Consider the following 19,301-nt stretch of genomic DNA (forward strand, 5'->3'; position numbering starts at 1 on the left):
TGCGGTGTCCGTGTTGCACCGTCCACGCTAGACACCCGTGCCGACAGTGGCGGGAACGCCGTGCGCGCCGCACAACACCGTGTCGTCGATGCCGTCACGAGGTCGTGGGAACCCTCCAAAGACATGAGCGGTGTTCGACGATTGGGCGTGCCCACCCGGCCAGGGGCAGACTGGCCGCCATGTCACGTACCACCCCCGCGGACCGCGAAGGCCGTCCCGGACGCACCTTCTTCGGGCAACCTTTCGAGCTCTCGACACCGTTCGCCGTGGAGCTCTGGGAGCGGTTCTCGTTCTACGGCATGCAGGGCATCGTCCTCATCTACATGTACTACACGGTCACGCAGGGCGGCCTGGGGATCGACAAGGGCATCGCCGCCGGCATCATGGGTGCCTACGGCGGCGCGGTCTACCTGTTCACGATCATCGGGGCGTGGATCGCCGACCGGCTGATCGGTGCGGACCGGACCCTGTTCGGCAGCGCGATCGTCGTGATGCTCGGGCACATCGCACTCGCGCTCGTCCCCGGGGTGGCCGGGGTCGGGGTCGGCCTCGTGCTCATCGCGCTCGGCTCCGGCGGGCTCAAGGCCACGGCCACCACGATCGTCGGCGGCCTCTACAGCCGCGAGGACCCGCGCCGCGACGCCGGCTTCTCGCTGTACTACCTCGGCGTGAACCTCGGGGCGTTCTTCGGACCGCTGCTCACCGGGCTGCTGCAGAGCTCGCTCGGCTTCCACTGGGGCTTCGGCCTCGCCGCCGTCGGGATGGCCGCTGGCCTGGTGCAGTACGCGATCCGTCGGAAGAAGCTGCCCGAGGTCGTCCGCCACGTGGCGAACCCGGTCGACCGCCGCCGCCTGCCGCTCATCGGTGCCGGCGTCGTCGTCGCGCTGGTCGTCATCGTCGTCGCCGTGCTGACCGGCCTGCTCAACGTCGGCAACCTGCCCACCGTCGTGGTGGCGGTCGTCGTGCTCGCCACCATCGGCTACTTCGTCGTGATCCTGTCGAGCGGCATCACCCGTGACGAGCGGTCGCGGGTCTTCGCGTTCATCCCGCTGTTCATCGGCAGCGCCGTGTTCTGGTCCCTGTACCAGCAGCAGTTCACCGTCGTGACGGTCTACTCCGACGAACGACTCGACCGTTCGCTGTTCGGCTGGGAGATGCCGGTGTCGTGGGTGCAGTCGATCAACCCGGTCTTCATCATCGTGCTGTCCGGCGTCTTCGCGGCGCTGTGGACCAAGCTCGGCGACCGCCAGCCGTCCACCCCGACGAAGTTCGCACTCGGCACCGGGATCATGGGGCTCGCGTTCCTGCTCTTCCTGCCGTTCACCGGCTCGGGCGAGAACGGCACGCCGCTGCTCGCGCTCGTCGGCATCCTGCTGGTGTTCACGCTCGCCGAGCTGCTGCTCTCGCCCGTCGGCCAGTCCGTCGCCACGAAGCTCGCGCCGCCGAAGTTCCAGACGCAGATGGTCGCGCTGTTCTTCCTGTCGGTGTCGCTCGGCACCGCCGTCACCGGGGTGCTGTCCCGCTACTACGACCCGGCGAACGAGGCTCCGTACTTCACGATCCTCGGCCTGGTCGCCGTCGTGGTGGGTGTGGTCCTGCTGCTCCTGGCCAAGCCGGTGCTGCGGCTCATGCGCGGCATCCGGTAACCTGAGCGGAGCCACACGCCGACGCAACCAAGGAGTCACCACCCATGCTCGAACTCATCGCAGGGATCATCATCGGCGTCGGCGTCCTCGGTGGCGTCGGGTGCTGCATGGCCGTCGCGGCCATGATGAAGAGCGGCTCCGAGGAGTACTGAGTCCCTGACCCGGACTACTCGCCGCTGTCGGTCGTGACCGGCACCAGCTGACGACTCAGGACGGTCGCGCGCTCGAAGGGGCCGCGGCCGTCCTTCGTGTACACGGGCTCCTCGAACGCAACGGTCCACGTGCGCTGTGTCCCGCCGATCTGACTCCCGCCGGGAGCCACGATCACCCCGATCGGCTCGTCGGCCCACTGCTCGCCACCCCGGTCGGTGTCGATGACCTGCACGAGGGCACCGATGCCGAGACCGGGAGCGTCGTCGGGGCGGGGACTGGGGGAGCGGCGGCGTCCGAACACGCCATCACCGTAGCGGCGCGTGGTCATGGAACGTCTGTGCGGCACCTGTCGACACGCTGACGGCCCGGCCGCCGGGTGGTCAGGACACCCCGCCGGGTGCGCGCCGAGCGGTCGCAGACCGTCGGCGGCGGCGCCGCCAGGCGACGGTTCGTGACCAGCGCGCGGAGGTGAGCGGGGTGTTGCGACCGGCGGGACGACGGCCGGGAGGCCCGTATCGGACCCGCACCGCGCCTCCAGGCCGCTGTCGGTCGTGTCCAGAGCGCGGGCCGGGTGGTCAGGACACCCCACCTGCAGCGCGTCGGGCGGTCACGAACTGTCGGCGGCGCCGCCGCCATCCGACGGTTCGTTACCCCTCGGCGAACCTGAGCGGGGTGTTGCGACCGGCGGGACGACGGCCGGGAGACTCGTACCGGGCCCGCACCGCGCCTCCAGGCCGCTGTCGGTCGTGTCCAGAGCGCGGGCCGGGTGGTCAGGACACCCCGCCTGCGGCGCGCCGAACGGTCACGAACTGTCGGCTGCGCGGCCTCCATCCGACGGTCCGTGACCCCTCGGCGAACCTGAGCGGGGTGCCTTGACCAGCCGACACGCGCGACCACCCGACACGCGCGACCACCCCGGCCCGTCAGACGGCGGCCGGCTCCACGCGGGCGATCTCGGTGATGGACGAGTGGCCCGACTCGGGGTGCTTGCGCATCGAGAGGAGCCGCTCCATCGACGGTTCGAGCGCCGTGACCTTGTCGAGCGGCGCGCTCACGACGAGCTGGAACCCGAGCCGGAGCCACGCGGTGACCGCCCGGCCGGCGAACTCCGAGTCCGCCTTGATGAACGCCTCGTCGAGGAACACCGGAGCGAACCGGGGCCGGGGACGGGTCTCGTCACCGAGCTGGTAGCGCAGCGCGGCACCGACGATGAACGCCACGAGCTCCTGCGTCTCACCACCGGACTTGTCGCCGAGCGACGAGTACACGCCGAGGTCGTTGCCGTCGGTGTCGTACCGGACGGCCGTGATCTCCATGTGCCGCCGGACGTCGAGCACGGCGTCGCGCTGGGTGGTGCGGCCCCGGGCGGCGTCCGGGTCGGGCCGGATGACCGCCATGAAGCGCCGGAGCCGTCGGAACCGGGTCTCGAGCACGTCGTCGGTCAACTCGGTGTCGACCGAGGCCGACAGGGCGCGGAGCTCGCGGCGGAAGGCGGTGACGTCCTCGCGGGTGACCCGGCGGATCTGGATCTTCAGGCGGTCCCGGTTCGCGCCGAACGGTAGCTCCCGCAGGATCTCGTTCACCGGCTCGAGGCGCTCCTCGATCTCGACGACGGCGCGGTCGAAGGCGCCGGCGAGCGGGACGAGGTCCTCGCCGCTCCACTGCGACAGGCGTCGACGCCACTCGCTCCGACGCGCGTGCAGGCCGGTCGCCACGATCTGGTCGAGGATCGCGTGGTAGTCCGGGTACGACGCGACGCCGGTGCCGAGGTTCGGGTCGGGCCAGGCGTCCTGGTACCGCTGGAACGTCAGCGTCAACGAGGTCGAGGCCGCCGCGGCACCGTCGAGGGCCTGCGAGAGCCGCTCCTCGAGCCGCCGCTTGAGCCGTCGTGTGGCGTCGTCGAACCCGTCGACGCCGTCCGGGGCACCGATCTCCTCGAAGGTCTCCTCGAGCAGGCGGGCCTGCTGGTCGTCGGGCAGCGAGCCGGGCGACGACTCGAAGCGCTCGAGGATCTCGGCGGCGGCGTCCTGGCCGTCGACGAGCACCGCGTGGCGCTCCTCGAGCCGCTGGACGGACAACCGTGCGGCCGAGCGACGGTCGGCCGCCTCGTCCAGGGACTTCCGCAGTCGCGCGACCGAGGCCCGGAGCGTCCGGAGCCCGTCGTCGGCGGCGAGCAGCGCCTGCCGTTCCTCGTCGAGCCGGGCGAGGGACGTCCCCGGCCCGTCGACGTCGATCGCGGTCCACGTGGCGTCGACCACGTGCTGATGTGCGGCGCGGAGCACGTCGAGCGCGGTGAGGTCCTGCGCGACGTCGGTGCGGCGGGCCTCGAGCGTCGCGAGGTCCTGCGCGATCGAGGCGAGCTCCTGCTCGACCGCGGCGACGCGGGCCTCGTTCGTGAAGCCGATGACGTTCGACTGGCGGCGGTCACCGTGTGCGCCACGACGGCCGTCGCGCAGCTGCCCGGACTCGGTGACCCGACGGCCACCACCGCCGAGGTCCGATGCCGAGGCGACGCAGCGGGCGTCGGTGCGGTCGGACTCGATCCGCTCGCGCACCCAGGTGCTGAACGGCGACGGCTTGATGGCGAGCTTGCCGGACACCATCGCCGGGTCGCCGTCGAGGTCCAGGTGCGGGCCGGTCGGCACACCCTCGAACTGCACGCGGACGGGCAGGCGCAGTGCGTCGATCGCCTCGCTGAAGTCGCCGAGGCGGTCCTGGTCGACGAGCAGCGTGCGGACGACGGGCGCCAGGACCGACTCGATGGCCGTGCGCCAGCGCTCCTCGCCGGGCAGCACGTCGAGCAGTTCCGCCACGAAGGGCAGTTCGGCCGGATCGATGCCGGCGGCGCGGGCCATCGCGAGCCGGGCCTCGTGCATCGGCAGCGGCATGGCCCCCTGCCGGTGCTCGAGCGACTGGCGCTCCTGCCGCAGGGACCGTTCGCGGTCGAGGAGCGGGTACTCCTCGCGGGTCAGGGCGTCGCGCCGCTCGTCGAGGGCGGTGCGCGCGTCGGTGTACGACCCGAGGAACTCGTGCGAGCTGCGCTGCGCGGCGGTGAAGTCGGCCTCGGTCGCGACGGACGTTCCGAGCACCGCGGTGCGGTCGTCGAACGTGGCGCGGGTGCGGACCACGGCGTCGCGCTCACGGGTGAGTCGTTCGATGCGGTCCTCGAGCTGGGCGAGCGCGTTGCCGCCCTGGTCGCGGAGCCGGGCCTCGGCGTCGCGCAGCTCGATCTCGACGGCGGCGTGCCGGGCCTCGGCCGCGGCGACCTCGGCGCGCGATGCCGTGCGCTCGCGGGCGTTGCGCGACACCTCGGCGTCGAGCAGATCACGCTTCCGCGAGGCCGTCCAGTGCGCGAACGGCGACACCTCGGCGCCGGTCGCGATGCCGTCCAGGGCCGCTGCGGCTTCGGTCGCGCGCGAGATCTCGTCGTGCAGGTCGGTGATGGGGGAGAGGATGCGGACCTTGCGCTCCTCGGTGTCCATCGCCTCGTACGCCTCGTCGAGGGCGGAGAAGTGCGCGAGGGCCCGGTCGGCCGCCTCGTACGTGCCGGGGGTCTCGAGCACGAGCGACTTGTACAGCGCGTCGACGGTCGGCAGGTGCTGACCGGCCTGGATCCGGGCGAGCAGGCGCATCGCGCGGTTGCCGCCGCCGGAGTCGCCGATGCCCAGCCGGGTCTGCAGCGTGTAGGCGAGCTCCTGGTAGGTGTCGCGGATGACGAGCCCCGGCACGCGGCCGGTCAACTCGAGGTGGTGGAACCGCGAGGGCACGAACTCCTCGAGCCGGCGCAGGTCGAAGGTGTCGTCGACCGTCGCCATGGTCATCTGGATGTCGCCGACCCCGCGGGCACGCTTCGGCACGATGTACGCACGCAGCACCGTGAAGCGCCGCTCGTCGTCGTTGCGGAACGTGACCGCCGCAGCGCCCCACGTGGTCTGGTCGTCGCCGCGCAGGTTCACGTCGCGCAGGCTGCCGGTCTCCGGGTCGCGCCGGGTGTCGACCTTGCCGCGCAGGTACGTGAGCAGGTTGCGCTGGTCGGCGCTGCGGGCGCGGCCGGTGGTGGCGTCGTTCGAGGCGCCGTTGAACGGCACGTCGGACGGCATCATCACGGCCAGGTAGGCGTCCATCAGCGTGGACTTGCCGGTTCCCGAGGCGCCGGAGATGAGCGTCGCCGTGCCGGACAGCTCGACCTGCCGGTGGCCGTGGAACCCACCCCAGTTGACGACCTGCATCGACTCGGCGCGCCACTGCGCGACCGTGTCGAAGAGCGCCGGGATCTCGAACGTGTCGGTCATTCGCTCGCCTCGTCCAGGTCGGTGTCGGTCACGGAGTCCGTCTCGTCGTCGTCCGGGAGGCCCGTGGCGGCTCCGTCGGTCGCCTCACCGCCCGGGGCGGTCGCCTCGTCCTGCGCGGTGGTGGTCCGCAACCACGCGTCCAGTTCGAGCAGCCGTTCCAGGGGGAGCAGCACCTCGACGACGCTCGCCACCCGGAAGCGGTCCGGGTCGGAGGTGCGGATCAGGATGCGCGCGGTCACGAGGCGCTCGATCGCCTTCGCCACCCGGCCCTCGTCGCGGGTGCGGTCGGTCGCGGTCGCCGGACGGAAGCCCGCCACGTGCCCCAGGATCTCGGACCGGTCGACGACGACCTGGTCCGGACCCGGTCGGGCGTCGGCGCGCAGGCGCATCCGCAGGTAGACGAGGACGATCGTCTCCTCGCGGGTGTAGGGCAGGTCGCGGAGCAGGGTCGGGAAGGTGCGGCGCTGGCTCTCCGACCGGGCCTGGCGCTTCCAGGCGACCTCGCGGTCACGGTCGACGTGCAGCTCGAGGAACAGGTCGTTCAGGCGGGACCGCAGCTGGTACTCGGCGTCGAGCACGGCACGCCACTCGTCGGGGTGCGTGCGGGAGCTGACGTACGAGTGCCGCAGCAGTGCCACCAGGGCGCGTCGCTGGTGCTCGTCGAGCCGGCCCTCGTCGCCCTCGAAGAGGGCGAAGCTGGACTCGTCACGCTCGTCGTCCTGCATCACCGATGCGGGGTCGTCGTAGGGGACCGTCTCGTCGACCGGTGTCGGCGTCGTGTCGCTCACCGTGCCTCCTGTGCGTTCTCGTGGTGTGCGTCGCCGACCGGAGTGCGCTCGTCGTCGAGCGCAGCGGTGGGCATGTGGAAGGTGATCGCGGTGCCGTCGGGCCGGACCGTGCGGTGCTCGGCGACGTGGGCGGCCGACTCGAAGTCGTCGCGCCCCGTCAGCAGGTGCGCGAGGCCGAAGAGCTCGACCGGTCGGCGCTGCTCGGGCGGCAACCCGTGGAACGCGTCGACGCTGGAGTCGGCCTCGGCGAAGCGGAGTGCCGCGCGCAGCTCGGTCAGGAGCGGCCCACCGTGCTTGCGGAGCATCTCGACGTCGAGGTCCTCGAAGACGTCGTCGTCGGGTTCCTCGATGGGCGGCGGCACCGACTCGGCGTCCGGGTCGTAGAAGCGCTCGCGCAGCGTGCCGACCTCGGCGGCCGCCGGCAGGAGCGGCAGCGGGATCCGATCGCGTGCACCGCCCTGGTCCATCAGGGTGGCGAGGCCGCGGTTGATCGAGCGGAGCACCGCGTCGAGCTCGCGGTCGCGCACCACGTCGTGGGCGACGATCTGGTCGCGGAGCGTGGCGGTGAGCTGACGGCGCTGGGCCAGGACGTCCTCGATGCCCTGGCGCAGGATCGTCACCGTGTTGCGGAAGGCCCGACGCTCGCCGGCTCCGAGGCCCTGCGCGAACGGGTGCGCCAGGATCGTGGCGATGTCGTCACGGAGCCGCAGGAGGAGGGCGTCGTCGCGGAGGAGCTCGAAGGCGCCCTCGAAGGCGCGGCCCTCGGGCGTCGCTTCCATCAGGTTGTCCGTGCGCGCCAGGTAGTCGTCGAGGATCTCGCCGATGGGGCGGACCTCCTGCCGGAAGTCCTCGACGATCGAGCGGTGCATCGTCGCGACCGCTTCTTCCACCCGCTTGAAGTCGCTCGGCAGCTGCCGGATCAGGTCGGAGATGTTCGTGTACCCGTCCCGCATCCGGTCGTCGTCGACGGCCACGACGTCGTCGCCGTGCTCCAGGCGCTCGCGTTCGGCCTGCAGCTCGGCGATCTGGGCGTCGATCCGGCGGATCTGCACGTCGGGGTCGGGTTCGGCGCGGGCCGCCCACCGGTGCACCGCGTCCACGATCATCGCCAGCCGGCTCTCGCTGATCAGGGCGCGGTCGGCCGACAGGGCATCGACGAGCGAGAGCGCCTCGAGCGCGTGGCTGGTCAGGGAGTACTGCTCGTCGCCGTCGGGGGAGTTCGAGCGGACGAGCCACTGGGCGCCGACCCACTCGCGGCACAGCGCGCGGCCGTTCGGTCGGGCTTCCTGCTCACCCTCGGCCTGCTCGCGGGCCGCCGGCACTGCCGGGTCGCTGGCGGGCACGCGGGCACCCGCCGCCTGCAGGCGCGCGACGTGCTCCTCGACCTGCAGGTGCATGCGGTCGGCGGGCACGTACTGCACGTCGCGGTCGAAGACCGTGCGGAACACGGCGAGGACCGTGGCGCTGGTCGGCCGGGACATGAGCCGCAGGGTCGGACGGTCGAGGACCGCTCGGACCCGGGCGAACTCGAGGTCGACGTCGGTCATGCGCCCCTTCGTCCGATCGTGCTGGTGGTGAGGCCCGCGTGCTGGGGCCTGATGAGATGACAAGAGCCCGACGCTGCTGCGTCGGGCTCTTGTCGGTGGTGTTCGTGTTGCTACGTGGGCGATACCAGACTCGAACTGATGACCTCTTCGGTGTGAACGAAGCGCGCTACCAACTGCGCCAATCGCCCCCTGCACTGTTCGTGCGGATCGATACTAGCGGAAGTCCGGCGGTGCATCGAACACATCGCGCGGCCCGGGTGTGGCGCGCTCGCCCCAGGGGGCGTCGAACCGCCCCGATCCGCATGAACTCGGGGGACACGCCCGGTGAACGGGGAGGATTTTGGTGGAACTGCCCCGGTGCGTATAGAGTTTACGTCGTCGCCGCGACAGCGGAACGACAAGTGCGGATGTGGCGCAGTGGTAGCGCATCACCTTGCCAAGGTGAGGGTCGCGAGTTCGAATCTCGTCATCCGCTCGAGTGTGGGTCTTTTCGAAGGCCCGCGACTCACCAGAGGGTATCCCACCGTTCGGGTACTCACGGAGACGTGAACCTCGATGGTGGGGTGGCCGAGAGGCTAGGCAGCGGCCTGCAAAGCCGTCCACGCGGGTTCGAATCCCGTCCCCACCTCCAGATCCACCCTCCAAGACCTTGATGGACTCCGGTCCACGCAGGGACTTGGGCGATTGGCGCAGCGGTAGCGCGCTTCCCTGACACGGAAGAGGTCACTGGTTCGATCCCAGTATCGCCCACCACCACGAAGCCCCCGGCAGGACCACCAGGTCCGGTCGGGGGTTTCGTCGTTCGTGGATCGTGCCAGCGGCTGTGGGCTAGCGTGGGGATGCTCGGAGCCGAGCAGGCTGTTGGGAGAACGACCACCGCATGACCGTGATGATGCTGCAGCAGGACACCGTCGACTTCGACGCGGTGAGTGAAGTACTCGGAGCGATGTACCCGAAGGTGCGCCTCGAGCCGCCGCGTGGCCGGGTGCGGTTCCGCGCGGACATCCGCGGCGACGACCGACTGAGCATCGCGCGCCTCTCGATGGGCTTCCACGCGCAGGTGACCGTCGAGCCGGCGGGGGTCTTCACCTCGGCCACCCGACTCGGCGGCGGACTCCGGACCGAGCACGGTGACGGCGGAGAGGTCGGCGGCGTGCTCTTCGGTCAGGAGGAGACCGTCGCCGAGTACGACGGTTCGGAGCTGCTCGTCGTCAACATGCCGGAGTCCTCGCTCGTACAGCACGCCGTCCGTGCCGAGGGAGCCGACACCGGCGTCCTCCGGCTCCACGGCCACCGGCCGATCCCGGAACGTGCCTACGTCTGGGCACAGGCGGTCTCCCACGTCCACCAGAACGTCGTCCGGGTGGAATCCGCGTTCCGGAACGAGCTGGTCCGCACCGCCGCGTTCGACTACCTGCTCAGCGTCGCGACCTGGGCACTGCCGTTCGAGACCGTCACGCGGGTCTTGGCCGGCACCGGGGCGGGGGCGGCGACGGTCCGGCGGGCCGCCGCGTACATGGACTCGCACCTGAGCGACCCGATCACCCTCGAGGACGTGGCGGCGGCGGCACGGGTGTCTTCCCGCGGACTCCAGTCGACCTTCCGTCGGCAACTCGACATGACGCCGATGACCTACCTGCGCCGCGCCCGGCTCGCCGAGGCGCACCGGGAACTCCTCGACGATGAGTCGAAGCTAATCAAGGACGTCGCGGCGAAGTGGGGGTTCAGCAACCAGGGACGGTTCAGCCGCCTTCGACGTGAGATGTACGGCACGGACGGTCACCGGACGCACTGACCAGGTCGGTCGTCGGCGGCGCACGCACCGACCGTCGCTGGCGGTCTGGCCCGCCGTCCGCAAGGGTGGTCACGTGACCGCCCCGTCGACGACCACGCCCCCTCGGCTCGCTCCGCTGTACGCCGCGGGGTTCGTCACCGCCTTCGGGGCGAACGGCATCGCGGCGGCGGTCGGCGGCGAGCACCTCGAACTCGGTCTGACGCTCGCGTGGCTGGGGCTCTTCCTGGCGCTGTACGACGTCGCCGAACTCGTCCTCAAGCCGGTCTTCGGCGCACTGTCCGACCGCATCGGCCCGCGACCGGTGATCGTCGGCGGACTGGTCGTGTTCGCGGCGGCCTCGCTCGTCGGCGTGTTCGGAACCGGACCGTTCTGGCTCGGGCTCGCCCGCCTGCTGCAGGGTGCCGGCGCCTCAGCGTTCTCGCCGGCGTCGTCCGCCGCGGTCGCCCGCCTCGTGCCGGCGCACCGTCGCGGGACGTACTTCGGTCGGTACGGCTCGTGGAAGGGTCTCGGCTACGCCGGGGGACCGGTCATCGGTGCACTCGTGGTGCAGTTCGGCAGCACGCAGTGGCTCTTCGGGATCCTGGTCGTGATGGCTCTCGTGACGGCGGTCGCGGTGCTCGTCGCCGTCGAGCCGATCGTGCCCCTGCCCCGGCAGCGGGCCACGCTCGCCGTCATGGTCCGCGCGGCCACCGACCGCCAGTTCCTGATCCCGGTCGTCGTGCTGGCCGTGGGCAGTGCGGCGATCGGCGCACTCACCGGCATGCTCCCGGCGCTCGGCACCCAGGTCGGTACCCCGCTCCTGGTGTCGACGCTCGCGGTCGCCGTCCTCGCGGTGACCTCGTCGCTCGTGCAGCCGGTCGCCGGTCGACTGCACGACGCCGGGCGCCTCGGTACCGGAGTGGCAGGTGTGGCCGGGACAGCCGCGGTCGCTGCTGCCTTCCTGGTCGTCGCCGTCGCGCCGTCCGCGGTGGCGGTCTTCATCGCGGCGCTGCTCGCCGGGGCCGGTGTCGCGACGTTGACGCCGGTCGCGTTCGCGCACCTCGCCGGGACGACTCCGCCGGACCGGCTCGGGCGGACCATGGGCTCTGCGGAGCTCGGGCGCGAGACCGGGGACGCCGTCGGCCCGCTCGTCGTCGGCGGTGTCGGCAGCGCGATCGCGCTGCCCTTCGGGTTCGCAGCGTTCGCGGTCGTGGCGCTGGTCGGGACGCTCGTGGCATCGCGGTTGCCGTCGACGGCCGCTGCTCGGCAGGACACGTAGCCCACCGGAATCAGTGGCCCGTTTCGGCCTCGAGCGCTTCCTCGAGTCGTCGGAGTGCCGTCGGTCCGACTCCGTGCAGGCGCGAGAGTTCGTCGACACCCACCCGGCGGACGTCGGCGAGCGTGTGCACCCCGGCGCCATGGAGCGCCCTCGTCGCCGGTGCTCCGATGCGCGGGAGATCGGTTGCGTCCATACGCCAACCGTACGTGTCGGCGGTAGCGTGGCAAACGGACGACCACGCAGGTCGGGACCGACGAGGGGGCACCATGAGGATCCTGAGCACCGTGGCACGAGGACTGGGCTGGTTGCTCACGACGGTCGCGAAGACGATGGGCGGGATGCGGGGCGCGAAGCCGTTCACGGATTCGCATGCGGCGCAGGTCCCACCACGTCGTGAGGACTACCGCCCCTAGGCGGCGAGACCGCGGTTCCGCGCCGTCACCGTAGGATCGTCGAGCCGCATCCGGCGGAACGACGGGGGAGCACCTGATGGAACAGCAGACCGCACAGCGCACACGACCGCGGGTCGTCACGATCGCCGTGGCGCTCTGGTGGGCGTCCGTCATCATCCGCCTCGTGGCCGCAGCGCCCGGCATCGCCGTTTCCCTGCGCGAAGCCGGTGGCGCGATCATCGGGGCTTCGATCGGACTGCTCTTCGTCCTCGCCTGGTCGGCGCTGTTCGTGTGGCTGGCGACGCGGATGGGACGAGGCTCCGGGAACGCGCGACTCTGGCTCGCGATCATCGCCGGGCTGACTGCCTGCAGCGCAGTGTTCACCATCGCCACGGACGGCGCGGACTGGGGCCTCGTCGATGCCGTGTGCATCGTCGTCGCAGCGGTGCTCAGCTACCTGCCCAGCGCTCGACCGTTCTTCCCGCTCGAGGAGCGACGCCCGCGAGCAGTGGAACCCCGCACCATCGGCTGGGACCCGACGACGGGCGAACGCATCGTCGAGACGCCCCCGTCGGGCGACCGCGCGCACTGAAGCGAACCCCGGGGAACAGCCGGAGAACGTGCGTTCCCCATTGTGGGGGTACCGCCGGACACAGCCGGATGGTTGCATTCAGAGGTCGGCATCCTCCGGGTGCCGAGCAGCCACGGACCGTCTTGTGTCGCAGTGAAGGTGGTCGCCGCTGGTTACGGCGACCGCGAGGTGCCGTCGAGTCGATTCGGGTTCGACACGGCGGCGCCTCCCACACACGCCGGGGGACCGTCCGACCAGGAAGCAGCACCATGCGATCGCTCGTCTACACCAGCACCCAGACCCGTCCGATCACGGATTCGGAACTCGCCCAGATCCTGGCGGTCGGTCGCGAGAAGAACACCCGGCTCGGCGTCACCGGCATGCTCGCGCACCGCGACGACAACTGCATCGGGATCATCGAGGGCGAGGACGACGTCGTCCGGGAGCGCTTCGACCAGGTCCGGGCCGACCCGAGGCACACGAACGTCCGGGTGCTGCTCGACGAGCCGATCACCCGGCGCTCGTTCCCGGACTGGTCGATGGCGTTCCAGTCCCTCGACCCCCTGATGCACGACGTTCCGGGGTTCAGCGACCTGTTCAGCCCGGCTCTCCCGACTGATCCGGCGTTCGGGGCCTCCCGCGCTCGCGCACTCCTGGACTGGTTCCGGAAGCACCCGCTGGCACCGCTGACGAACCAGAACGCCGCCGACGAAGCGGTGCCGCGTACGCGGGCGGTCAACGGTGCGATCGCGGTCATCCACGACGGGGGACTGTCACGCTTCTCACTCGAGGGCGTCGCGTCCCGGGCGGGGATGCGGCAGGCCGAGATCCTCGAGCTCTTCCCCTCGGAACACGCACTGCTGGCCGCCGCGGTGATGCGGTGGACCCGTGCGGTGTCGGCACCGCTGCTGCCCCTCGCCGGCGAGAAGGGCACGGTGGCGTTCCTGCACGCGCTGCTCTCCGCCCACGCCGAGGACCCGTCCCTCATGCGGCTCATCGCCGCGACGCTCGCCATCTCGACCGACCCGTCTACGGACGGCGCCGACTACTACCGGTCCGCGTACCTGCAGTTCCGCGAGACCGTCCGCACCGCGCTGCAGGAGGACGTCCGCGCCGGTCGCGAACCGGCGACGATGGACCCGATCCGCGGGGCGCAGCAGCTGCTCGCCCTCTACGACGGCATCCGCCTGCAGGCGCTCCTGACGCCGGACACCGACGTCGTCGACGCGTTCGACCGCGCCGCTGCACGGATGCGCCGCGGCTGGTCGGAGCAGTACGAGGAGACCACCGTGTGGGACATCTCGGCGCCGGCCGTGGGCTGACGCTTCAGCGAACCAGGCGGACGGTCCGCGGGACGGGCCCGAACGCCGACTCGGCACCGTCGGGTGCGAACCCGTGGCCGGAGCAGCGTCGAGACGTCATCACCGTTCCCCGCACGGTCAGGGTAGCGATCGACGGCCGGTGCTCAGAGTCGAGGTCGAGGGACGCCGAGGATACCTCCGCGCTCCGGTGATCGAGGCTCACGCCGGTGGCCGCACCGCCCCGTGGACGTAGTGGACGAGGGCACTCCGCCGCCGATCGTGTTCGGCGGGCGGGTCCTCGGCAGTCGCGACCACGGTGATGGAGCCCTGGGCCCAGGTCGCCGCACTGGCGATGAGCAGTGCCCAGAGGTCAACCGGCTCGAGGTCGTCGCGCACCCGTCCGGCGCGCTGTTCGGCCGCGATCTCGCGCAGGTGCTGCTCGTCGTGCTCCTCGAACCCCGGGTACAGGTACCCGGCGCCGTCCTGCTCGAGGCGCTTCCACATGAGCAGTCGCACGAGCGCCGGGTCGGCCAGGTAGTCGTCGTACAACCGTGCCGCGTACCCGGGCAGGTCGGCGGCGTCGAACGGCACGCGGTCGCCGTTGCCGAGGACGTGGGCGCGGAAGACGGCGTCGAAGAGCGTGCTCTTGCCGCCGAAGTACGTGTAGATCATCGGCTTGCTCATGCCGGAACGCTCGGCGATGCGGTCTACCCGGGCGCCCGCGATGCCGTGCGCCGCGAACTCCGTGGTCGCCGCGTCGAGGATGCGGGCGCGGGTGTCGTCTGCGGTGCTCACGCCACCGATCCTACGTGGCTACCAACTAGTAGGTAGTATCGGGCCCATGCTCACCACCGCACTCATGTCCGACGCGCTCCACGATCCCCTCCACCCGGTCCCGCTCCTCCGCCGCGACCTCCGTCCCGATGACGTCGACGTCCGCGTGACGTTCTGCGGGGTCTGCCACAGCGACCTGCACGCCCTCGCCACGCCGCCGGAGCAGGGCGGGACGTTCCCGATCGTGCCGGGCCACGAGTTCGTCGGAGAGGTCGTGGCCGTCGGCACGGCGGTCACCGACTTCCGCGCCGGGGACCCGGTCGCGGTCGGCAACGTCGTCGACTCGTGCGGCACCTGCGCGATGTGCCGCCGCGGGCAGGAGAACTTCTGCGTCGAGTTCCCGACGCTGACGTACGCGGGGCGGGACCGCGTCGACGGCTCCGTCACGGCCGGTGCCTGGGCCGGCCGGTACGTCGTGCGGGACCGGTTCGTGTACCACCGTCCGGCCGCGCTGGACCCGGCGTCCGTGGCGCCCCTGATGTGCGCCGGCATCACGGTCTGGGAACCGATGCGTTCCGTCGGGGTCGGCCCGGGGACCCGCCTCGGCGTGGTCGGGATCGGCGGTCTGGGGCACCTCGCGGTCCGGCTCGCGCGAGCGCTCGGTGCCGAGGTCACCGCGTTCACCACGACGCCGGCCAAGGCCGCGGACGCCGAGCGGCTCGGGGCCGACCACGTCGTGGTCTCGACCGACGCGGCGGCGATGCAGGCCGCACGCGGCTCCCTCGACGTCGTCCTCGACACCGTCGCCGTCGAGCACGACCTGGGCCCGTACCTCGGGGGGCTCGACCTCGACGGCACGCTCTTCAACCTCGGACACCTCGGCCCCGTGACGATCGCGACGACCGACCTGCTGATCGGCCGTAAGCGGCTGGCGTCGGCGGGCAGCGGTGGCCATCGCTGGACCCAGGACCTGCTCGACTTCTGCGGCGAGCACGGCATCGTCGCGGACGTCGAGGTCCTGCCCGCCGCCGCCGTCGCCACGGCCGTCGAGCGCCTGGCGCGCGGAGACGTTCGATACCGCTTCGTGCTCGACCTGCGTGACCTCGACGTGCCGGAACCGGCCTGACCCCGGGTGGCGAGCGGACGCGTCGGTCTCCGCCTCGGACGGACGGGAGGCCCGGTGCCAGCTGGCACCGGGCCTCCCGTCCGACCTGGGGTCGCGTCTCAGACGCGCACGGCGCGTTCGTCCGGGACGCAGTGCGTCATCATCAGGCCCTCGACGTCGCGAGAGCCGTTGTGGCCGAGGTTCGCCAGGCGGGCGAGCTCGTCGTCGCTGAGCGTCTGGGACTGCAGCGGGGGCAGGTCCCGCACCTCGTCGAGGGTGATGCCGAGCCCCTCGCCCACGCGACGACCCAGGTCGTCCTCGACCATGTAGAAGTGCCAGAGCATGCGCTCCTGCACCGGACGGGCGGCCTGCGAGATGAGGTCGACGAAGTTCGCGACGAGGTCGTCGCGCTCCCAGTCCTGCAGGAGCAGGTACCGCTGGCCGGCCTGGGTGTAGTCGTTCGTCCGGGGGATCCGCTTGCGCGTGAGGCGCCCGACGATCTCCGGCCCCTGGTCGTCGTGGGTCGGGTACTCCGCCTCGCGCAGGCCACCGGTGATCGACGGCTCGTAGTTGACGTGCGGGTTCTCGCCACCGTGGTCCTGGTGGTACGCCATCTGCCCGTCGCGCTGGTTGGTCGCGACGTTGCCGTTCTTCGGTGCGTTCACCGGCAGCTGCAGGTAGTTCGGACCGACGCGGTAGCGCTGCGTGTCCGAGTACGAGAACGTGCGGCCGACGAGCATCTTATCGTCGGAGAAGTCCAGGCCGTCGACGAGCACGCCGGTGCCGAAGGACAGCTGCTCGTTCTCGGCGAAGTGGTTCGTGACGTTGCGGTTCAGGACCATCTTGCCGACGGGCTTGGGCGGGAACTCGTTCTCCGGCCACACCTTCGTGTCGTCGAGCGGGTCGAAGTCGAGCTCCGGGTGCTCGTGGTCGTCCATGAGCTGCACGCGGAGCTCCCACTCGGGGTACTCACCGCGCTCGATCGCCTCGTACAGGTCCTTCGACGCATGCCCGAGGTCGCCGGCCTGCACGGCGGCGGCGTCGGCCTCGGTCATCGAGGACACGCCCACCGACGGGATCCACTGGTACTTGACGAGCTTGGTGTCGCCGTCCGCGTTCACCCACTTGTAGGTGTTGACGCCGAAGCCCTGCTGGGTTCGGTAGTTCGCGGGGATGCCGCGTGGGCTGAACAGGTTGACGAGCATGTGCATCGACTCGGGGGTCTGCGACATGAAGTCGAAGATGCGCGCCGGCTCCTGCCGGAAGGTCACCGGGTCGGGCTTGAGGGAGTGGATGACGTCGGGGAACTTGATGGCGTCGCGGATGAAGAAGACGCCGAGGTTGTTGCCCACGAGGTCCCAGTTGCCGTCCTCGGTGTAGAACTTCACGGCGAAGCCGCGCGGGTCGCGGGCAGCCTCGGAGGAGTCACGGCCCCCGATCACGGTGGAGAACCGGATCGCCAGGTCGGTGCGCTTGCCCGGCTCCTGGAACAGCTTCGCGCGGGTGTACTGCGCGATGGGTTCGTCACCCCACGTGCCGGTGGCCTCGAAGTACCCGAACGCGACGGCACCGCGGGCGTGCACGACCCGCTCCGGGATCCGTTCGCGGTCGAAGTGGCTGATCTTCTCGAGGAACTGGTAGTTCTCGAGCGTCGCCGGGCCACGGGCCCCGACGGTGCGCTGGTTCTGGTTGTCGTAGACGGGGTGGCCCTGGCGGTTCGTCAGGATCCGGCGGTCGTCGCCCTCGGCGGGCGGTTGGCTGGAGACGTCGGTCACGGGTCTCGTCCTCTCTGCGGTCGCGGTCGGCTCGGGTTCCCGACCGAGTGTGGACCGGGGCGCGGGCACGCCCTCTCAGCGGCGCCGAGGACGCGGACGAGGACCGCTCGCTGGCGCGGTCGCCGCTGACGACCCGTCAGTACGAGGTGCGACCGGTGGCTGCGGAGCCGAGCACCGCGGCCGCACCGTGGGCGAGCAGGGTCCCGTCGGTGACGACGGCGACGCGGTCGAACCCGAGTGCGCGGAGCCGTTCGGCGCGGGCCAGGTCGCCGGCGAAGGCGCCGGTGCGCTTGCCGGCGCGGCGGGCTGCGGCGACGATCGCGGGGAGCGCGGCCGGGCGGTGGTGGCCGTCGGCATCGGCGTCGGCTGCGTCTGCGTTGTCGTCGTCGGCTGCGAGCAGTGCATTCAGCTCGATGCCCAGCCCGATCGACAGGTCGAAGGGGCCGACGAACACCGCCGTGACGCCCGGCACCGCCAGGATCTGCTCGGCGGCACGGAGGCCCTCGGGTGTCTCGAGCATCACCCACACCTCGGGGTCGGCAGCGGCTGCGGACGGTGCCGCGCCGCCCCAGATGCCCGCCATCGGCCCCCAGCTCCGTCGGCCCCGCGGCGGGTAGTGCGCGGCACGGACGGCGTGCTCGGCCTGCTCGACGGTCTCGATCATCGGGACGATCACGATGTCGGCGCCGAGGTCGAGCGCACGGCCGATCGCTGCGTCCGAGCCCTCGGCGACCCGGACGGCGACGGGGACCTGCGGTGCGACCGCGGCGAGCGCCGGCATCGTCGCCAGGAGCGTGGCGTCGTCGAAGGCGCCGTGCTGGGCGTCGAGGCCGAGCCAGGCGAACCCGTTCTGCGCGATCTGCGCGGTGGTCCGGGGTTCGCCGAGCGTGCACCACACGCCGTCGGCGCGGCCGTCTCCGAGTGCTGGCACCGTGGTCCTCCGTCGTACGTCGGCGCCATCGCTCGATCGCGGCCGTGCCGGTCAGGCTACCGGGGCGCGGGCGGGCGCTGGGTACACGATGGTGCTTGACTCAGGGCGTCGGGCGACGAAGCCGGGGAGGCTCGCATGTGTCGGTGGCTGGGGTACGTGGGAGATCCGATCGAGCCGCGCGAGCTCGTCTACGACACCGAGCGCTCGCTCATCGAGCAGAGTCGTTTCCACTCGCCGGAGACTCCCGCACCGAACGGCGACGGAACGGGTCTGGGTTGGTACGGACGGCGCGACCGGCCGACGCTCTTCCGGAGTGCCGCGCCCGCGTGGGGGGACGAGAACCTCCGCGAACTCGCGTCCGAGGTGTCGAGCGGGCTGTTCCTGGCGCACGTCCGGGCGGCGACCGGCACCCCGATCCAGGAGACGAACAGTCACCCGTTCCGGTACGGCAACCGCCTGTTCGTGCACAACGGCTTCATCAGGGACTTCGCCGTGGTGCGTCGGCAGCTGCTCGCCGCGGTCCGCGACGACCTGTTCCCGTGCATCCTCGGGTCCACCGACTCCGAGCTCATGTTCCATCTCGCACTGACCTTCGGCCTCGAGGAGGACCCGGTCGGTGGGCTGGAACGCATGGCGGGGTTCGTGGAGTCGGTCGCGAGTGCGGCCGGCATCGAGGGGGCCCTGCAGATGACGATCGGGCTCACCGACGGCGAGACGTTGACGGCCGTCCGCTACGCGAGCTCGGGGACCGCGAACTCGCTGTTCGTCAGTTCGGACGTCGGATCGGTCAGGCAGCTGTACCCGGAGGTGGAACGGTTGGCGCACATGCCCGAGAACGCGCGGGTGGTCGTCTCCGAGCCGTTGGTCGCGCTCCCGGGACTCTGGCGTGAGGTCCCGGCCGGCACGGCGGTGACGATCGGCACCGATTCCGTCGAGGTGCCGTTCCGTCCCGTTCCACCCGAGTGAGGACGCG

Annotated in this window: 16 protein-coding genes and 4 tRNA genes; 11 read left to right on the plus strand and 9 right to left on the minus strand. The window is 71.3% G+C overall.

Annotated features, from left to right (window positions below):
• The first annotated feature begins 179 nt into the window (after nucleotides 1-179).
• Nucleotides 180-1,646 carry a peptide MFS transporter gene (locus DEJ30_RS07035; RefSeq protein WP_181420038.1) on the plus strand — a complete coding sequence of 489 codons (1,467 nt, stop codon included), beginning with the start codon at nucleotides 180-182 and terminating at the stop codon, nucleotides 1,644-1,646.
• A gap of 166 nt (nucleotides 1,647-1,812) precedes the next feature.
• Here the strand turns inward: DEJ30_RS07035 and DEJ30_RS07040 are convergent, their stop codons facing one another.
• The 5 genes from DEJ30_RS07040 to DEJ30_RS07060 form a co-directional block, all read right to left on the minus strand.
• A complete protein-coding gene (locus DEJ30_RS07040) occupies nucleotides 1,813-2,127 on the minus strand; it encodes a hypothetical protein (RefSeq protein ID WP_051596716.1) in 315 nt (104 codons plus the stop codon).
• Between the two features lie 595 nt (nucleotides 2,128-2,722).
• The gene (locus tag DEJ30_RS07045) at nucleotides 2,723-6,091 is read right to left on the minus strand and encodes an ATP-binding protein (protein ID WP_110859892.1); all 3,369 of its coding nucleotides are present in this window, start codon (nucleotides 6,089-6,091) and stop codon (nucleotides 2,723-2,725) included.
• The gene (locus DEJ30_RS07050) at nucleotides 6,088-6,879 is read right to left on the minus strand and encodes a DUF4194 domain-containing protein (RefSeq protein ID WP_110859894.1); all 792 of its coding nucleotides are present in this window, start codon (nucleotides 6,877-6,879) and stop codon (nucleotides 6,088-6,090) included. Before DEJ30_RS07050 ends, DEJ30_RS07045 begins: the two co-directional genes overlap by 4 nt.
• On the minus strand, nucleotides 6,876-8,426 hold the full coding sequence (locus DEJ30_RS07055) for a DUF3375 family protein (RefSeq protein WP_110859896.1): 1,551 nt from the start codon (nucleotides 8,424-8,426) through the stop codon (nucleotides 6,876-6,878). The genes DEJ30_RS07050 and DEJ30_RS07055 overlap by 4 nt, the downstream gene beginning before the upstream one ends.
• A gap of 115 nt (nucleotides 8,427-8,541) precedes the next feature.
• A tRNA-Val gene (locus DEJ30_RS07060) sits at nucleotides 8,542-8,614 on the minus strand.
• 215 nt (nucleotides 8,615-8,829) lie between these two features.
• Between DEJ30_RS07060 and DEJ30_RS07065 the strand changes: the two genes are divergently transcribed.
• The 5 genes from DEJ30_RS07065 (at nucleotide 8,830) to DEJ30_RS07085 (ending at nucleotide 11,479) form a co-directional block, all read left to right on the plus strand.
• Nucleotides 8,830-8,901: transfer RNA gene (locus DEJ30_RS07065), tRNA-Gly, on the plus strand.
• Between the two features lie 82 nt (nucleotides 8,902-8,983).
• Nucleotides 8,984-9,057: transfer RNA gene (locus tag DEJ30_RS07070), tRNA-Cys, on the plus strand.
• A 47-nt stretch (nucleotides 9,058-9,104) separates the two neighbouring features.
• A tRNA-Val gene (locus DEJ30_RS07075) sits at nucleotides 9,105-9,179 on the plus strand.
• A 127-nt stretch (nucleotides 9,180-9,306) separates the two neighbouring features.
• Nucleotides 9,307-10,221: a helix-turn-helix transcriptional regulator gene (locus tag DEJ30_RS07080; protein WP_110859898.1), complete on the plus strand. Its 915-nt coding sequence runs from the start codon at nucleotides 9,307-9,309 to the stop codon at nucleotides 10,219-10,221.
• A 73-nt stretch (nucleotides 10,222-10,294) separates the two neighbouring features.
• A complete protein-coding gene (locus DEJ30_RS07085; RefSeq protein WP_258369855.1) occupies nucleotides 10,295-11,479 on the plus strand; it encodes an MFS transporter in 1,185 nt (394 codons plus the stop codon).
• A 10-nt stretch (nucleotides 11,480-11,489) separates the two neighbouring features.
• Here DEJ30_RS07085 and DEJ30_RS07090 read toward each other — a convergent pair whose 3' ends face one another.
• Complete coding sequence (locus DEJ30_RS07090) at nucleotides 11,490-11,672, minus strand: helix-hairpin-helix domain-containing protein (protein ID WP_220032934.1); 183 nt, start codon at nucleotides 11,670-11,672, stop codon at nucleotides 11,490-11,492.
• Nucleotides 11,673-11,745: 73 nt separating this feature from the next.
• Between DEJ30_RS07090 and DEJ30_RS18095 the strand changes: the two genes are divergently transcribed.
• From DEJ30_RS18095 to DEJ30_RS07100, 3 genes are all read left to right on the plus strand, one after another.
• Nucleotides 11,746-11,892, plus strand: coding sequence for a hypothetical protein (locus DEJ30_RS18095; RefSeq protein WP_173033777.1), 147 nt, complete (start codon nucleotides 11,746-11,748; stop codon nucleotides 11,890-11,892).
• Nucleotides 11,893-11,968: 76 nt separating this feature from the next.
• Nucleotides 11,969-12,463 carry a hypothetical protein gene (locus tag DEJ30_RS07095; protein WP_110859900.1) on the plus strand — a complete coding sequence of 165 codons (495 nt, stop codon included), beginning with the start codon at nucleotides 11,969-11,971 and terminating at the stop codon, nucleotides 12,461-12,463.
• 248 nt (nucleotides 12,464-12,711) lie between these two features.
• Entirely contained in the window at nucleotides 12,712-13,764 is a 1,053-nt protein-coding gene (locus DEJ30_RS07100; RefSeq protein ID WP_181420039.1) for a BLUF domain-containing protein, read from the plus strand.
• Between the two features lie 198 nt (nucleotides 13,765-13,962).
• On the opposite strand, the gene DEJ30_RS07110 is transcribed toward DEJ30_RS07100, so the two are convergent.
• Entirely contained in the window at nucleotides 13,963-14,538 is a 576-nt protein-coding gene (locus DEJ30_RS07110) for a TetR family transcriptional regulator (RefSeq protein WP_110859907.1), read from the minus strand.
• A 46-nt stretch (nucleotides 14,539-14,584) separates the two neighbouring features.
• On the opposite strand from DEJ30_RS07110, the gene DEJ30_RS07115 reads away from it, so the two are divergent.
• Entirely contained in the window at nucleotides 14,585-15,643 is a 1,059-nt protein-coding gene (locus tag DEJ30_RS07115) for an NAD(P)-dependent alcohol dehydrogenase (RefSeq protein ID WP_110859909.1), read from the plus strand.
• A 98-nt stretch (nucleotides 15,644-15,741) separates the two neighbouring features.
• Here the strand turns inward: DEJ30_RS07115 and DEJ30_RS07120 are convergent, their stop codons facing one another.
• Both DEJ30_RS07120 and DEJ30_RS07125 read right to left on the minus strand, forming a co-directional pair.
• Nucleotides 15,742-17,397, minus strand: a complete 1,656-nt coding sequence (locus DEJ30_RS07120) for a catalase (protein ID WP_110859911.1) — start codon at nucleotides 17,395-17,397, stop codon at nucleotides 15,742-15,744.
• A gap of 136 nt (nucleotides 17,398-17,533) precedes the next feature.
• Nucleotides 17,534-18,328 carry an HpcH/HpaI aldolase/citrate lyase family protein gene (locus DEJ30_RS07125; protein ID WP_110859913.1) on the minus strand — a complete coding sequence of 265 codons (795 nt, stop codon included), beginning with the start codon at nucleotides 18,326-18,328 and terminating at the stop codon, nucleotides 17,534-17,536.
• A 156-nt stretch (nucleotides 18,329-18,484) separates the two neighbouring features.
• Here DEJ30_RS07125 and DEJ30_RS07130 point away from each other — a divergent pair, with 156 nt between their 5' ends.
• On the plus strand, nucleotides 18,485-19,294 hold the full coding sequence (locus DEJ30_RS07130) for a class II glutamine amidotransferase (RefSeq protein ID WP_258369856.1): 810 nt from the start codon (nucleotides 18,485-18,487) through the stop codon (nucleotides 19,292-19,294).
• Nucleotides 19,295-19,301: the final 7 nt, after the last annotated feature.

The organism is Curtobacterium sp. MCPF17_003, assembly GCF_003224385.1.
In the GTDB taxonomy this organism is placed as follows: domain Bacteria; phylum Actinomycetota; class Actinomycetes; order Actinomycetales; family Microbacteriaceae; genus Curtobacterium; species Curtobacterium flaccumfaciens.

Bases quoted from the DNA above. Each gene is read 5' to 3' on its own strand.
- DEJ30_RS07115 (WP_110859909.1), top strand. From the start codon at position 14,585: ATGCTCACCACCGCACTCATGTCCGACGCGCTCCACGATCCCCTCCAC.
- DEJ30_RS07055 (WP_110859896.1), bottom strand. From the start codon at position 8,426: ATGACCGACGTCGACCTCGAGTTCGCCCGGGTCCGAGCGGTCCTCGAC.
- DEJ30_RS07045 (WP_110859892.1), bottom strand. From the start codon at position 6,091: ATGACCGACACGTTCGAGATCCCGGCGCTCTTCGACACGGTCGCGCAG.
- DEJ30_RS07090 (WP_220032934.1), bottom strand. From the start codon at position 11,672: ATGGACGCAACCGATCTCCCGCGCATCGGAGCACCGGCGACGAGGGCG.
- DEJ30_RS07100 (WP_181420039.1), top strand. From the start codon at position 12,712: ATGCGATCGCTCGTCTACACCAGCACCCAGACCCGTCCGATCACGGAT.
- DEJ30_RS07035 (WP_181420038.1), top strand. From the start codon at position 180: ATGTCACGTACCACCCCCGCGGACCGCGAAGGCCGTCCCGGACGCACC.
- DEJ30_RS18095 (WP_173033777.1), top strand. From the start codon at position 11,746: ATGAGGATCCTGAGCACCGTGGCACGAGGACTGGGCTGGTTGCTCACG.
- DEJ30_RS07080 (WP_110859898.1), top strand. From the start codon at position 9,307: ATGACCGTGATGATGCTGCAGCAGGACACCGTCGACTTCGACGCGGTG.
- DEJ30_RS07040 (WP_051596716.1), bottom strand. From the start codon at position 2,127: ATGACCACGCGCCGCTACGGTGATGGCGTGTTCGGACGCCGCCGCTCC.
- DEJ30_RS07095 (WP_110859900.1), top strand. From the start codon at position 11,969: ATGGAACAGCAGACCGCACAGCGCACACGACCGCGGGTCGTCACGATC.